This is a genomic window from Pseudarthrobacter sp. SSS035 (genome assembly GCF_023273875.1).
Taxonomy (GTDB): Bacteria; Actinomycetota; Actinomycetes; order Actinomycetales; family Micrococcaceae; genus Arthrobacter.
The window spans coordinates 2,374,399-2,387,318 of the sequence record NZ_CP096882.1 but is presented as its reverse complement, the minus strand read 5'-3'; the positions used below and the strand labels follow the sequence as shown (position 1 = coordinate 2,387,318).

The following is a 12,920-nucleotide window of genomic DNA, read 5'->3' as shown; positions in this document are numbered from 1 at the left end:
GCTTCAGGCACCGGCAGCGAACATCCATGTACCTTTGGTTGGGTCCCCAGGTAGAAGTCCAGTGTTTGTGTGAGTTTCGTGTCCGAGAATGGACACAGGAGGAAATTCACGAATCATGGCACGCAGACACACCCCCGAGCAGGTCATCGCCAAAGTCCGGCAGGGCCAGAAAATGCTCAACGACGGACGACCGATGGTCGAGGTCATCAAGGAGCTCCAGGTCACTGAGGCGACCTGGTACCGGTGGTTGAACCAGTACGGCTCCGAGAAGAACGCCGAGGCGTCCAAGCGGACCAGGGAGCTGGAGAAGGAGAACGCCCGGCTTAAGCGGCTGCTGGCGGAGAAGGAACTGGCTATCGACATCCTCAACGAGGTGGCCAAGGGAAAATTCTGAGCCCCGAACCCCGCCGCCGTGCCGTGCGCATGGCGGTGGAGAAGTTCGGGGCGTCCGAACGCTTCGCCTGCGCGGTTCTGGGCCAGAACCGGTCCGCTTTCCGCAAGAAGAAACCCGAGATGGGCTTCGAGGAAGCCCAGCTCCGGGCTGCCCTGCGCGCCGTCGCCGGGAAGCACCCCTCCTGGGGCTGGCGGAAGGCCCGCTGGCACCTGCTGGCCCAGCCAGAGTGGGACGGCGTGGCGCTGAACAGGAAGCGGATCCGCCGGCTCTGGCGCGACGAAGGCCTGGCCTGTAAACCCAGGGCGCGGAAGAAGCGCCGCGCCGGGCCCGGCGCCGGGGAGCAGAAGCGGCTCACAGCCGAGTACCCGATGCACGTGGTCAGCTTCGACTTCCAGTCCGACGTGACCTCCTGCGGCCGGCACATCCGGTTCTTCAACGTCATCGACGAATACACCCGCACCGCGCTGGCGATCATCCCGCGCCGGTCGTTCAAAGCCACCGACGTCGTCGCGGTGCTGGAGAACATCATCGCCGAAACCGGCACCGCCCCGGCCTACGTCAGGTGTGACAACGGACCGGAATTCACCGCCGCGGCACTGCTCGAGTGGTGCAACACCGCCGGCGTCGACACCGCATTCATAGACCCGGGATCACCCTGGCAGAACGGCTTCATCGAATCCTTCAACGCCCAATTCAGAAGGGAACAACTCTCCGGAGAAATCATGGACACCATGGCCGAAGCGAAGTATTTGGCAGAGGAATGGAAAGCTATCTACAATCATGAACGGCCCCACGGATCCCTGGACGGCATGACGCCGAAACGCTACTGGGAAAACTGGACGCAAGAAAACCAATTAGCTATCGCATAAACGCTGGACTGCTAACGGGGGCCCAACCACCTTCAAATCGCCGTAGTGTACGCCGTAGCATGCGCTGCCTGTTGAATCAATCAGCACGATTGATCCCGCCGAGCAATGGCAACCCACACGATTACCAGCTGCCGGCAAGAGTGTTGTGGTTTGCCACGCCGCCTCTTTAACGATTCAAGAAGCAACTCACATGTCTAAAAAATCAGACGAATCTAAGTTCGTCTAAAGGAGATTCTTATGAGTAAAAATCGTTCGGACGGAGTCGATGACCTGGAAAGGTCGATCGACTGGAAACAGGGTCTGGCCATTGCGCTGGGTGTGCCCCTGCTGATACTGCCCTCCTTGGGCTATCTTCCAATGTATTTATCGGCTGCAGCCATTCTTATCTGGGGATTGTCGGTCGTTCAGGGATTCTTTCAGAACGCCGCCTATGCCGAGATGGCTACGACCTTTCCCAAGGCCTCCGGCCTGCCGGGTTTCGCGCAGCATATTTTTCGCACCGAGAACTACCAGGGCAAGTACGACAAGAGCAAGCTGATCGGCGGCTTCAGTGCCTGGAGCTACTGGTTCGCCTGGACCCCGGTACTGGCGATTTTTTCCATCCTGGTCGGCGGTTACCTGCATGGGCTGTTTCCGGTGCTGGGCGAGACGTTTACCGAGTATCAGCTCTCGTTGATATCCGGGGTAGTGATTTTCGGCGGATTGTTCGCCGTCAACTGGTTCGGCCTCAAGGACGGCGCCAAACTGGGGTACATCCTGGCTGCCTTTTCCCTGATACCGCTGGTCGTCCTGACGGTGGCGCCTTTTGCTACCGGACACGTTCAGCTGACCAACATCACCGGCAGCTGGGTGCCGACAGACTGGGCCTGGGATCTGCACCATATCCTGATTCTCTTTGGCATCTTTGCGATCGCACAATGGAGTGCCTGCGCCTGGGAAACGGCAGCCATCTACGGCCCCGAATACAAAAACCCAGCCAAAGACGTCCCCAAAGCCCTGCTTGCCTGCGGCATCATCTGCTTCTTCTCGTATGTGCTGGTGCAAACCGCAGTGATCGGCGTGCTGGGTGTCGACGGCGTACTGGCCGAACCTGTCTCGCCCCTGATTCCGGTCGCCCAGGCAGTCTTTGGCCAAGCCGGCTCCATGATCACCATCATCATGCTGATCGCCGCCATGATACTGATCATCCAAACCGCTTACCTGGGCTCGTCCCGAGCCATGCACTCCATGGCCACGGAAGGCAACCTCCCCAGGTCCCTCGGCAAAACGAACCGCCACGGCACTCCCTTCGTGGCCATGCTCGTCATCGGAGCCTTCAACCTGCTGCTGATCTCGATGGGAAACCCCGCCGCGATTGTCGCGGCATCGGCGATAGGTTACACCTGCGCCAACGGCATCAGCCTGTTCGCCTACGTCAGAGCCAAAAAACACCCCGACTTCGCTGCCCTGGAGAGGCCATTCACGGCACCCAAGGGCTGGAAAAACGTCGCCATCGTCTTCGGCCTGTTCAACCTGCCCCTGTGCCTAATCGGTGTGGTCTACCTCAACAGCCTCGAGATCGGCTGGACCCCGACCTGGGTCGGCTTCATCGTACTGGCGCTCTACATACCCATCTGGTTCTACTCCCAGCACGAATCGAGTCGCTCCAAAAAAGCAGCCACTGCCCGCCCTTTAGATGACGATGCCGCAGATTTGGAAGATGAGGTTCCCGTAGCCAGGTGACGGAACCTGCACCTATGGCTTCTAGATCCAAAGGAGTCCCCCTGCTGACTGCCGGTCACCGTTCCAGTCACTGCCTCAAAGACGGGAAGGCAGACCGGTCAAGAACGGTCTGCCTTCCTGTTTCTGCGTCCGGGAATCTGCGTACTTGCGTCCCTCTACGCATTTTTTCCTTGGCCCCTCCCAACCGCCGGACTCCATGTCCCGCCGCAGCCATGACGGCACCGCCTGCCTCCTGCACCATGGCCCGCATCGCTCGGTCCATGTATTTCGTGATCTCCTGGAAGAAGGGCGCGGCGCCGCTGGCAAAAATATCGTACTAAAGGTATTCCTCGGCGTAGCGCGAAGAGCTTCGCGAGCCCTGTTCAGGACCGGCGCCGGAGATCACGACCGTGTTTCCGGCGTCGCGGGTCCTCCACCCGAGATCGGGGCGCGATGATGCCATCGCTGCGGGCGGACACCGGGGCCGGCCCCTTTTTCTCCAACGAACCAAGGCTCGCATTGGATTTTGTGGGCATAAGTCATGGATTCGAGCGCGAACACTGACCTCCCCGTGCCCCGTGATTGGCGGTCGCGCACACACCAGGCTTGATTGTTCCGATATGTCAATACTCGGGGAGAAAAATTAACTTGAAACTCTCAAATTAATAATCCTAAAAAAGACTGGACTAGATGAATAACGTCGCGTAGCTTTGCAACCAGGACAAACGTTCGTGACTGGCATCACACCCAGCAGGGCTCGAGTAGAGCTCGGCTGGCCCTCTGGAAACAGAGGATGTCGGGATCGCAGACGGATCCTCCCGGAGCCCATCCAGGGTTCTAACTAGATCTCCAGCGCAGTCTCACATGCAGCAAAGACGAACAGCTCTGACAACGATGAACAGCACTGAGAAATCTTTCACACCACCATTCATAGGAGAAATCATGGAAACCGCACTCGTAGGAACACTCAGCAAGGCCGGCTCCATCCACAAAGTCGAAAACGGCTTCATCGGACTGCCGTCGATGAACGAGCCTGGAACGGTCGCTGCGATCGGCGACTCCCTCCACAACCCCGAGGGATCGGTCATGTGCGCCGGATTCTTCGAACTGAAGGCGTCAGAGCCGTTGGTGTACACGTACACCTACGACGAAATGAAGGTGGTCATCAAGGGTGAATTCATCCTCACGGACCAGACGACAGGCGAAGTGACGCACGCGAAGGAACGCGATGTGCTGTTCTTCCCCAAGGGCACAACCGTCAAGTTTGAAACCCCTGAGTACGGTCTGGGGTTCTTCACCGGCGACCGCACCTTCGCTCCGTAGGACCCACCATGTGTTCCGCATCCAGGCGGCCGGTAGCTGGCACCGGCTGCGAACCAGGTTTCCGCGGGGTCATCTGTGCCTCATTCGGCTCAACAGATGCTCCCGCGGATCAAAACAACGGTGGCCGGCCCCGGCACGATCTCCGTTTTTCATCTGCAGACCAGGGAACCCTCTCGAACCTTAGGTCTGTGCTCGGCCGGTCATGCATCGGGGTCCGTCTTGTGCTGGCCGGCCCTGCAGTCGACGTCCATGCAGCCGCAGCCGCAGCAGCGGAATGCGGACTGCTGGACGAGGAGATGACCCTCCTCTGTGAGGAAGGGGGTCCGCGCCTCGTTTTCTGCGGACACTGCCGCACGGCCACCATTACCGATCAACCCAGCGGCTCCGAGGTGGACTGTCAGGGATGCACTATTGCCTTGGCAATCAGTAGCCACTTTTCCCGGCGCATTGGAGGCTACCTGGGATTCTCAGCCCATGCCGAGGAGGCAGCAGCATGACCGCGACGACTCTCGAGACCACTGTCCACCCGGCGGTGGCAGGAGGCCTGGTGCTGGAGGTGACAAACGTCAGCATCCAGACGCCATCGATTACCAGCATCACGTTTGGTGATCCGTTGGGGGAAGCTCTGCCTCCCTATGTTCCGGGAAGCCACCTTGTGGTCCAATACGGGGCAGGCGCCAATGCCTATTCGCTCACCGGATCAGGCAGCGCCCCCTTCGAGTACACCATCTCTGTCCTGCGCGTTGAGGGCAGTGCCGGGGGATCGCTGGCCATGCATGGGCTCGCCGTAGGTGACCGCGTCCACGTTTCGCGTCCACGCAGTGCCTTCGCTCCTGCGGCGAACGCCAAGCATCACTTGCTTATTGCTGCAGGAATCGGAATCACGCCGGTGCTTTCACACGCCCGGTTCGCAGCCGAATGGGGGGCGGCTGCATCCCTGATCTACTGCTACCGGCCAGGTGAAGGGGCCCACGTTGCGGAGGCAAGGGAACTGCTGGGAGAGGGATTGACGGAATGCCATAATCGCGGCAGCTTCCAGGAAGTTCTGACGGAAAAGCTCACTACCCAGAAACTCGGAACCCACCTGTATGTCTGCGGCCCGGCCGCCTTCATGGACTCAGTCCTTGAGCAGGCCCGCGATCTTGGCTGGCCGAAGGGCCTGCTGCATTCGGAAGCGTTCGGCGCGGCTGACCTGGACGAGGGCCAACCGTTCGCAGTGAACCTGGCCCGCAGCGGCATCAGGCTGGAAGTTCCGGCCGGCGTTTCGTTGCTGGACACCCTCGAAAAGGCAGGAAAAACCATTCCCAACATGTGCCGCAAGGGCATCTGTGGGGAATGTGTCCTGCCAGTCCTTCGAGGGACACCCCATCACCGGGATCTCTACCTGAGTGACCAGGAAAAGGCCGAGAACACCACCATGATGTGCTGCGTTTCACGCAGCCTGGATGAAGAATTGGAGTTGGACCTTTGAGCACCATCATTGACACGGACCCGGTCACCGCGGCCCTCCCGGATCGGATCAAGCACTTTCCCTTTCCCTATTCCGGTGACAGTTACCGCTACAGCGCCAACGTCGAACCGTCCCGCAAGGTAGTGACGACTGAAGCCGGCGAGTGGGGCGGCCGGCTGCTGGACATCGACGAGCACTACCTTTCAGACGTCAAGGAACGCGGCGAGGTGCTGGACCGGGATCCCTCACGAATCCAGGTCCTCCCGCACATGCGGCCAGCCGTGTGGGACGCCATCGGTACCCTGCTGCCCGCAATGGCGGAAGAAAACCCGGACAGTATGTCCTTCCACCGGGACGGAAATAATTGCCGCTGGCGGAACGGCCTGCAGGACCTCGAGGTGGAATTCACCATCGGAGACGACAGTTCCCTGCCGGGGGGCCCGTTGCGGTTCCTCGGCAGCCAGATCCAGGACGACATGGTCTTTCTTGACCAGCGCGAGGATGCTCTATGGCTCGACGCCGGACTCGTCACCTTCGCCGCCGACTGGTCCCTCGGATTCGATACCGGCATGAAATTCCACGAAATCCATGGCCCCGTCCCACGGGTGCACGAGGAGAAGATCGTCAGCCGGGCCGAGCAATTCCTCTTGAGGCTGCAGCCCGGCGAGCAGTACCGGCGGACCAACTGGACCTTAACCATCGACCGGCGTCTGGACACCTCCACCGAAACCTATCCCAACTGGGCACCGGATCGCGGCACCATCGCCGACGATCCCGCCCTCCCGGACAGAGTCCACCTGCGGGTGGAGGTCCAGCACCTCATCCGCCTCCCCCACTCCGGGGCGATCCTGTTCCTGGTCCGGACCTACCTTCTGTCGCTCGCCGACATTGCCCGGGTCCCCGTCTGGCGGGAGACCGTGGGCCGCGTTTTGGCCGAACTCCCGGAAGACATGGCCGAGTACAAGGGCATCAACAGGTACCGCAAAGCGGCATCTGACTGGCTGCTGGCCAGCTAACCAGCGGCCAACCAGCGTCCCTGGCCCGCAAGCCAACAAGAACCCTCTTTTTAGACAAGGAAACAAGGAGAAACCATGACTCTGAACACTGAAGTCCAGAACGTTGTAGGGGTTTCGCACCCTCTCGACCCGTTGTCCCGTGAGGAGATTTCCCGGGCGTCGGCCATCCTGAAAGACGGCCCGGCCGCCGCGGAGTCGTTCCGCTTCATCAGCGTTGAACTGCGCGAACCGGACAAGGAACTGCTCCGCTCCGGCGCCGCCACGGCCCGCGAAGCAGACGCCGTCCTGGTCAACCGCGCCGAGAACCGCGCCTACGAAGCGATCGTGGACCTGGACTCGGGCATCGTCTCGAAATGGACGAAACTGGCCGAGAACGTCCACCCGCCCTTCATGCTCGACGAATTCGCCGAAGGTGAAGAAGCCTGCCGGAAAAACCCCGAAGTCCAGGCCGCCCTCGCCAAGCGCGGCATCAACAACATGGACCTGGTCTGCTTCGAACCCTGGTCCGTGGGCTACTTCGGTGAAGACAACGAAGGCCGCCGCCTGATGCGCGCCCTGGTCTTCGTCCGTCAGGAGGCCGACGACAGCCCCTACGCACACCCGATCGAGAACTTCATCGTCATCGTGGACCTGAACTCCGGCGAAGTCGTCAAACTCGAAGACGACCAGGCCATCCCGGTCCCGTCCGCCAGCGGCAACTACCTGCCCAAATACGTCGGCCCCGCCCGCACCGACCTCAAACCGATCTCCATCACCCAGCCCGAAGGCGCTTCCTTCACCGTCACCGGCAACCACGTCCAGTGGGCCGACTGGTCCTTCCGCGTCGGCTTCACCCCCCGCGAAGGCCTGGTCCTGCACCAGCTGAAGTTCCGCAACAAGGGTGTGGAGCGCCCCGTGATCAACCGCGCCTCACTCTCCGAAATGGTCGTCCCCTATGGCGACACCGCCCCCGTCCAGGCCAAAAAGAACGCCTTCGACTCCGGCGAATACAACATCGGCAACATGGCCAACTCCCTCACCCTGGGCTGCGACTGCCTCGGCGAAATCAAATACTTCGACGGCATCACCGCCGACAGCCACGGCAACCCGCTGACCATCGAAAACGCCATCTGCATGCACGAAGAAGACGACTCCATCCTCTGGAAGCACTTCGACTTCCGCGAAGGCACCACCGAAACCCGCCGCAGCCGCAAACTCGTCATCTCCTTCATCGCCACCGTCGCCAACTACGAATACGCCTTCTACTGGCACCTCTTCCTCGACGGCAGCATCGAATTCCTCGTCAAAGCCACCGGCATCCTCTCCACCGCCGGCCAGAAACCCGGCGAGAAAAGCCCCTACGGCCAGACCCTGAACAACGACGGCCTCTACGCACCCATCCACCAACACATGTTCAACGTCCGCATGGACTTCGAAATCGACGGCCCGAACAACGCCGTCTACGAAGTAGACATGGAAATCCCCGAAGACAACCCCACCCACACCGCCTTCATGGCAGTGGACCGGCTACTCGAAACCGAACAAGCCGCCATCCGGAAAACCGACTCCTCCAAACACCGCTTCTGGAAAATCGCCAACCGCGACAGCAAGAACATCGTGGACGAACCCGTCGCCTACCGCCTCATCCCCACCGACGGTATCCAACTGGCCGCCGGCGACGAATCCTACGTCAGCAAACGAGCCCAATTCGCCCGCAACAACCTCTGGGTCACCGCCTACGACCGCACCGAACGGTTCGCCGCCGGCGAATTCCCCAACCAAGCCACCGGCGCCGACGACGGCCTGCACATCTGGACCCAAAAAGACCGGAACATCGTCGACCAAGACCTCGTAGTCTGGTACACCTTCGGCATGCACCACGTCGTCCGCCTCGAAGACTGGCCCATCATGCCCCGCCAAAACATCGGCTTCATGCTCGAACCCCACGGCTTCTTCGACCAAAACCCCACCCTCAACCTCCCCACCAAAATCGAACCCACCACCACCACCACCACCGAAAAGTGCTGCAGCACCGACTAAGTGCTGAACCAACAAGGCGTCCCTGCTGGAGCTAACGAGCAGGAACAGTCTTAAACCGGCGGTCCCCCGGTGCTGCGCCAGCTGCACCGGGGGACCGCCCCCTTAACTAACCCAAATCCAGTAGTGAGAGCGTGATCCGCGTGTTCAATACCCCCGCAATTACCTGGACCCTCACGGCCGTCCTGCTGCTTAGCGGAAGCTATCAGCTCCTGCAGGCGACACGGTCCCGCCAACTCACGGACCGGGTCAACAAAGGATTCCATGCCCTCATGAACGTCCTGATGGCTGCCATGCTGTGGAACCTTGTGCCGGCGACCATGCTCGCCCAGATTGCAGTCCTTACCGCCGCGGCACTGTGGTTTGTCATCCAGGCGGTCGCCCGGCCGGAATTCAAAATACTCTGCGCGGGTAACCAAGGGCGGCTAAAATGCCTGTACCACAGCCTCAGCATGGCTGGCGCTGCGGTCATGATTGCCATGATGGGTCAGGTCACCACCGGCCACGTTCCGGCAGGCGGAATGTCAATGCCCAACGCCCATCACTCGATGGCAGCCGCAGCCCCAAGCACGGCTGCAGCAACCTTTGACCACTCACCCGGTCTCGCGATCCTGCTGACAGTATTATTCGGAGCTGCGGCAGTGGTTTTCATTCTCCTTTTAGTGCGTTTCCGGGTAACGAAAACCACTCTCCGCGACACGGCGGCCTCGCGGCTTTCCGTCCGTGCAGAACACGGGCTGGAAGCTCTCGGCGCCGCCGTCATGGCCATGATGTTTGCCACCATGTCATGACCCTGGCAATTGATCGCCCACAAGCAACACAGTGCGTCGCGAAAACCCGAGCCCTATCCAACGCCGAGCGATCCACCCTCATAGAAAAGACTTGCGACTCAAGCCTCGAGGCCGGGGAGTGCTTCTTCTGCACCGGACCTGAGACCGACTGAGCGCAGCAGACCCCAGGGCCTTCCGTTGCCCAACGCGGAAGGCCCTGGTACCAAAAAAGCGGGCGGTCATAAGATCCGAATGTGGACGCAGCTTCCTTAATACCCATCGGCGCGGCGTCCGGTTCGGAGCCCGTGACACCGCTCTGAGAAAGGCAATCACGATGAACTCTTCAACCGGCCGCACGCCCAAGACAGCCGCGGTTCTGGCCGTTGCAACCTGTTTGATGACCTTCGGCGCTGGAGCCGCGTCAGCACACGTCGGCGTTACACCTGATTCAACATCTGAAGGTGGTTTCTCCCAACTGACATTCCGGGTCCCCAACGAATCCCAAACGGCCAAGACGACCAAACTCACAGTCACCCTCCCATCCGAAACGCCCTTCACGTCCGTGTCGGTCAAACCGATGGATGGCTGGACGGTCGAGGTCCTGGAAGCAGAGCTTGCAGCTCCAATAACTGTCAAGGGCGCAACGATCACGAAAGCTCCGGCCTCTGTTGTATGGACAGCAGATGAGGCGCATCAGATTTCCCAGCGGCAGTACCAGACCTTTTCTATCTCAGTGGGCCGGTTGCCGCACGCAGGAAATACCGTGCTGCTGCCGGCAGCCCAAACGTACTCCGACGGAACAGTTGTGAACTGGAGTGAGGCGGCAGTTGCCGGCCAAGCGAAGCCCGAGCATCCCGCGCCTTCCTTCATCACCACCCCTCCGGCAGGTGCGCACGGCGCCGAAGCAACCGCAGATATTGAGGCGGCATCGGCTACCTCTGCCGTGTCCCACGATGCCGGCTCTGCGGCCCTTGGATGGGCAGGCCTGGGCACCGGCCTGCTGGGTCTGGCCGCCGGAGCAACCGCGCTGGCCAAGACCCGCAGGGTCGACAAGGGCTAACACCGGAAGACTGGCGGGCGGCTCTGTCATGGGCGAGCCCTGCCTGCTCCTAGGGCCCGTACACCCTCTGCTACCTGGCGGCAGCAGAGGGTGTACGGCGCGTCAGCGCGCTTAGACGCCGGCCTTGATCAACAGTGCATCAATCATCATGAAGAACTGGGCGCGGTGATCGGTAGCCTTCGGGTCGGTCATGTATTGAATGGCGGCTCCGTCGTAAATCATCAGAAAGATCCTCACCAGCGTAGGGAAGCCTATGAGGCACTGATCACCGCTGCTTTGGGAGGTGGGCGTACAAGCCGTCGGGAAGCTCATATGCCAGCCCGCCCACCACCACCGCGCGGAGGCCCGTCAGGACCGAGCCCCATATGGGCCTCCCCCGAAGCCGCGCCCACACGGCCGTGGCCGCAAAAGCGAGTGCGCCGAGCAGTACCAGCCGGTGCCCCACTGCGTGCGTTGGTGACCGGACGATGAAATTGAACGAGGCGGCCAGCCCGCAGGCCATCATGGCGGCAGCGAGCAGGACCAACAGCGCCCACAGCCCTTCGTTCCAACCCATCCAGTCCGCTAATCCGCGTCTGATCGGGCGGACTTCTTCCTTGCCTTGAAGTGTCTGGGAAGCATTCCACTGGCGGCACGAGAATGAGGATTCAACCTATGTATATAGTCCCGCACTGCCCCTCCAGGTCGTTGTCGAAGGGGCAGTGCGGGGCACGGACTACGCTAGGTCCGAGGCGGCGCGGTGAGGCGATTTCGCCAGGTGTGCTGACATCGAAATCCGCGCTTTGGCTGCTGTGATCCGCCCTAGAATCAGCACCAACACCAGAGCGATGATCACGGGCACGCATACTGAGAGAACGATGATGCTGGTATCCACGCCGAGTCCGATGAGGACGCCGCCGAAGATCGGGCCGACAACCGATCCGAGTCGGCCCATTGAAGCCGCCCAGCCGATGCCGGCAGTCACCGTTGCTTGGGGGTACAGCGTCACTGCCACCGCGGCCTGGCCGATCATGCCGGCCTGAAGTCCGAGGCCGACGCCACCGAACACCAGCAGCAGCAGCGCTTTGTCCGGGCCGAGGAATGCAGAGATGACAAGGAACACGATCGCTGCTGCCGAGGTTCCAGCCAGGACCGACGTCATCCGGTATCGACTCGACCCGAGGATTAGTACGCAGGCACCGACGATGCTTCCTATGCCCAGGGACGCGGACCCCAGCGGTGCTAGACCGGTGCTGAAGCCGTAGCTGGTGAGCAGGGTCGGCAACCACGACGAGAACACGTAGAACACGGCGAAGATGAGGAACGAAAAAGCCCACAGGAGAATCGTTCTGCTTCGTACGGAAGCATCGAACAGACGCGCAACTGACGCATGGTGCTTGGCCTCAGCCGCGTCGTTGGGCGTGCTCGATACGTGGCTACCGGACAATCCAAACCACAGGAACGGCAGAAGTACAGCAGAAGCGATAGCTCCGACAATGAACACCCATTCCCACCCGAATGCGCTCACGATACCGCTCCCGGCCAGCCCTGCAATGAGAGCCCCGAGTGAGATGCCCGTCATCACGGCCACCGCAATCGGTTGACGCAAACGACCGGGATTGACTGCGGTCGCATGGGAGACAGCGGCCGGCAGCACGGCACCCAGTCCCAGGCCGGTTACGAAACGTAGAATCGTCAGCACCATAATCGAATCTGACCACGCCGTCAGCAGCGAACCCAGAGTGAACACCACGACCGCCGAAAAAATGACGTTTCTGGTGCCGAGCTTGGCCACGAGGCGCCCTACCGCCAGATACCCCAGAGCCACTCCAGCGCTGGTCAGCGCGAGCGCAGGAGTGAAGTGCGAGGGTTCAACACCCCAGTCCTTCGCAATCGCCGGTATGGACACGCCCAACGCGACCGTGTCGTATCCATCGAGCACTACAGCGGCACATGCGAGACAAAGTACCCACCAATTCGGTTTGGTCTCGTCCTGCTTCTTGGGTTCGATCATCGTCTCCATCGGACATCCTTAAGGTTGTGAGGGCTTCGAATTCAGTCTCGAAGCGGGGGGATGCCACCATCATCGGCGGCTCGCCAGCCAGTGCCGTGGACGAGGTGCACGCTCGCAGGCTACGTCATGGCGATTTTCTCCGTTCAAGCCCGACATGTGCTCTCTCGCCGTCGGCCCGGCCATAAATACGCGGGCTGGCGAGGTAGGCAAGTGTGGTGAAGATCATGCCACTGCGTTAGTTCTATCTCCTTAGCGCTTAAAGGTCAAGCCCCCACTTCCTTGACACAAAGTATCTTAGTGCTGTTATTCTTTGGCATGACCTAGTTCA

General features: G+C 60.8%; 11 protein-coding genes. 9 read left to right on the top strand and 2 right to left on the bottom strand.

Translation table 11 applies throughout. The annotated features are described in order from the left end of the window. The first annotated feature begins 115 nt into the window (after nt 1-115). The 9 genes from MUN23_RS11020 to MUN23_RS10985 all read left to right on the top strand — a co-directional run bounded on the left by MUN23_RS11020 (nt 116) and on the right by MUN23_RS10985 (nt 10,599). A protein-coding gene (locus tag MUN23_RS11020) for an IS3 family transposase (protein ID WP_248762336.1) occupies nt 116-1,263 on the top strand; the annotation gives its coding sequence in 2 pieces (ribosomal slippage) (nt 116-389 and nt 389-1,263; 1,149 coding nt in all). 237 nt (nt 1,264-1,500) lie between these two features. Then, a complete protein-coding gene (locus MUN23_RS11015; RefSeq protein ID WP_058931061.1) occupies nt 1,501-2,985 on the top strand; it encodes an APC family permease in 1,485 nt (494 codons plus the stop codon). 921 nt (nt 2,986-3,906) lie between these two features. Further along, nucleotides 3,907-4,287 (top strand): cupin domain-containing protein, encoded by a 381-nt coding sequence (locus MUN23_RS11010; RefSeq protein ID WP_083510373.1) that lies wholly within the window; start codon nt 3,907-3,909, stop codon nt 4,285-4,287. Nucleotides 4,288-4,295: 8 nt separating this feature from the next. Continuing rightward, nucleotides 4,296-4,784, top strand: a complete 489-nt coding sequence (locus MUN23_RS23555) for a dimethylamine monooxygenase subunit DmmA family protein (RefSeq protein WP_305886586.1) — start codon at nt 4,296-4,298, stop codon at nt 4,782-4,784. After that, nucleotides 4,781-5,758 (top strand): PDR/VanB family oxidoreductase, encoded by a 978-nt coding sequence (locus MUN23_RS11005; protein WP_248763858.1) that lies wholly within the window; start codon nt 4,781-4,783, stop codon nt 5,756-5,758. Before MUN23_RS23555 ends, MUN23_RS11005 begins: the two co-directional genes overlap by 4 nt. After that, complete coding sequence (locus MUN23_RS11000) at nt 5,755-6,753, top strand: DUF3445 domain-containing protein (RefSeq protein ID WP_248763857.1); 999 nt, start codon at nt 5,755-5,757, stop codon at nt 6,751-6,753. Before MUN23_RS11005 ends, MUN23_RS11000 begins: the two co-directional genes overlap by 4 nt. 75 nt (nt 6,754-6,828) lie before the next feature. After that, nucleotides 6,829-8,772 carry a primary-amine oxidase gene (locus MUN23_RS10995; protein ID WP_248763856.1) on the top strand — a complete coding sequence of 648 codons (1,944 nt, stop codon included), beginning with the start codon at nt 6,829-6,831 and terminating at the stop codon, nt 8,770-8,772. A 140-nt stretch (nt 8,773-8,912) separates the two neighbouring features. Then, nucleotides 8,913-9,560, top strand: coding sequence for a DUF5134 domain-containing protein (locus MUN23_RS10990; RefSeq protein ID WP_248763855.1), 648 nt, complete (start codon nt 8,913-8,915; stop codon nt 9,558-9,560). A gap of 313 nt (nt 9,561-9,873) precedes the next feature. Beyond that, nucleotides 9,874-10,599, top strand: coding sequence for a YcnI family protein (locus tag MUN23_RS10985; RefSeq protein ID WP_248763854.1), 726 nt, complete (start codon nt 9,874-9,876; stop codon nt 10,597-10,599). 265 nt (nt 10,600-10,864) lie between these two features. Here MUN23_RS10985 and MUN23_RS10980 read toward each other — a convergent pair whose 3' ends face one another. Both MUN23_RS10980 and MUN23_RS10975 read right to left on the bottom strand, forming a co-directional pair. Beyond that, nucleotides 10,865-11,155 carry a hypothetical protein gene (locus MUN23_RS10980; protein WP_058931055.1) on the bottom strand — a complete coding sequence of 97 codons (291 nt, stop codon included), beginning with the start codon at nt 11,153-11,155 and terminating at the stop codon, nt 10,865-10,867. Nucleotides 11,156-11,314: 159 nt separating this feature from the next. Then, complete coding sequence (locus tag MUN23_RS10975; RefSeq protein ID WP_248763853.1) at nt 11,315-12,601, bottom strand: MFS transporter; 1,287 nt, start codon at nt 12,599-12,601, stop codon at nt 11,315-11,317. Nucleotides 12,602-12,920: the final 319 nt, after the last annotated feature.

Excerpts from the sequence above, each read along its gene's own strand:
- MUN23_RS11015 (WP_058931061.1), top strand. The coding sequence starts at position 1,501 with ATGAGTAAAAATCGTTCGGACGGAGTCGATGACCTGGAAAGGTCGATC.
- MUN23_RS11010 (WP_083510373.1), top strand. The coding sequence starts at position 3,907 with ATGGAAACCGCACTCGTAGGAACACTCAGCAAGGCCGGCTCCATCCAC.
- MUN23_RS23555 (WP_305886586.1), top strand. The coding sequence starts at position 4,296 with ATGTGTTCCGCATCCAGGCGGCCGGTAGCTGGCACCGGCTGCGAACCA.
- MUN23_RS11005 (WP_248763858.1), top strand. The coding sequence starts at position 4,781 with ATGACCGCGACGACTCTCGAGACCACTGTCCACCCGGCGGTGGCAGGA.
- MUN23_RS10995 (WP_248763856.1), top strand. The coding sequence starts at position 6,829 with ATGACTCTGAACACTGAAGTCCAGAACGTTGTAGGGGTTTCGCACCCT.
- MUN23_RS10985 (WP_248763854.1), top strand. The coding sequence starts at position 9,874 with ATGAACTCTTCAACCGGCCGCACGCCCAAGACAGCCGCGGTTCTGGCC.
- MUN23_RS10980 (WP_058931055.1), bottom strand. The coding sequence starts at position 11,155 with ATGGGTTGGAACGAAGGGCTGTGGGCGCTGTTGGTCCTGCTCGCTGCC.
- MUN23_RS10975 (WP_248763853.1), bottom strand. The coding sequence starts at position 12,601 with ATGGAGACGATGATCGAACCCAAGAAGCAGGACGAGACCAAACCGAAT.